The organism is Kitasatospora sp. NPDC059327 (assembly GCF_042752535.1).
Lineage (GTDB): Bacteria > Actinomycetota > Actinomycetes > Streptomycetales > Streptomycetaceae > Kitasatospora.
The window spans coordinates 1-1,273 of record NZ_JBHYYB010000256.1; the positions used below are offsets into that span (position 1 = coordinate 1).

Genomic DNA, 1,273 nt, shown 5'->3' on the forward strand with positions numbered 1-1,273 from the left:
TGTCCGCGTACTGATCTAAGTGCTCCAGTGCGTACGGACTTGTGTGCACCACTGGCCCGTCTTAACGGGCGCTGGTAGGCAGCGCATCGGGTGGCCTGGAGGGCGAGCGGCATCCCTCCGGCTGCACCGGAGCCCTCGGCCCGAAGATGGCGACGCACATCTCTGGCTGAAGGATGTTGTGGCGGCCGCAGCGGCTCGGTCTCGCAGGGCCGACAGTAGGGCGGTTCCCCTGCGACGACACCGGCCGAGGGGCAGCGGGCGGCGGCTACTGATGGCTCTGGGCCGGCCGCTTGTCAGGTTCCTCGGCCTGCGCCACGACCGGCCGGCTGGCTGGCGAGATCGTCCGCGAGTGACCATCCGTCACCCGTCCGGCCGGTTCTCCCTGTTCACGCGCCGATCAGCCGGGCCGCCTGCCGCGGGTCGCGCCACCCCTCGTCCTCGGTGACGACGCGGGCTCGCGCCCACTCCGGAACGATCGACCGGCAGTAGTACTCGTACGAGCGGCATTGCTCGCACCACTCCCAGTACCGTCCCACCCCGCACATTGCCACCCCGCGCTCCACCCAACGCCGTTCGGGCCCGTCGATGGTGAACGCCAGTTGCAGCGTCCCCGTCCCGCAGATCGGACAGCCACCCTCGCGGGTCACCGCCTGCTCCTCGTGCATCGCGTTGCAGACGCGCCGCCACGCGACGTGGTCATCAGGCTCGTTCCAGGTGCCGTTGTCGAGTGTCACCAGTGGCCTCTCATTCCTCGGCTGTATGCTTCGAGCCAGTTTCCGATGCCCCAAGGAGTGCGGTCCATGGAGTATTCGTGCCCATGGAACTCCACGGTGTCGGGGGGAGCCAGTCACCCCCGTTGGCCCGCAGCTTCGCCGTGTGCCAACGAGACGGGTCAACCGCTCAGGCGACGTCAGTGTCCTGGCTGATGGCCTGGAGGCGGTTCTTGAGGCGGTAGCTGTTGCCGTTGATCGAGATGACGTCGCAGTGGTGGAGGAGCCGGTCGAGGATGGCGGTGGCGAGGACCTCGTCGCCGAAGACCTGGCCCCATTCGCTGAAGGTCTTGTTCGAGGTCAGGATGATCGAGCCCTTCTCATAGCGCTTGGAGATCACCTGGAAGACCAGGTTCGCCTCGGCGCGCTCCAGTGGCTGGTAGCCCACTTCGTCGACCACGAGGACGCTCGGCCGCAGGTAGGTGCGGAGCTTGCTGGTCAGGCGCCCGGTGGCCTCGGCGGCCTTGAGGTGGCGGACCATGTCGTCGAGGCTGGTGAAGTAG

2 protein-coding genes are annotated in these 1,273 nt (G+C 67.6%); both read right to left on the reverse strand.

The genetic code is table 11. The features are described from left to right. Positions 1 to 386: 386 nt before the first annotated feature. Positions 387 to 734 carry a hypothetical protein gene (locus ACFXHB_RS44840; protein WP_380583006.1) on the reverse strand — a complete coding sequence of 116 codons (348 nt, stop codon included), beginning with the start codon at positions 732 to 734 and terminating at the stop codon, positions 387 to 389. 166 nt (positions 735 to 900) lie between these two features. Beyond that, the coding region (locus ACFXHB_RS44845) for an ATP-binding protein (RefSeq protein WP_380583008.1) at positions 901 to 1,273 on the reverse strand (373 nt) is incomplete at its 5' end.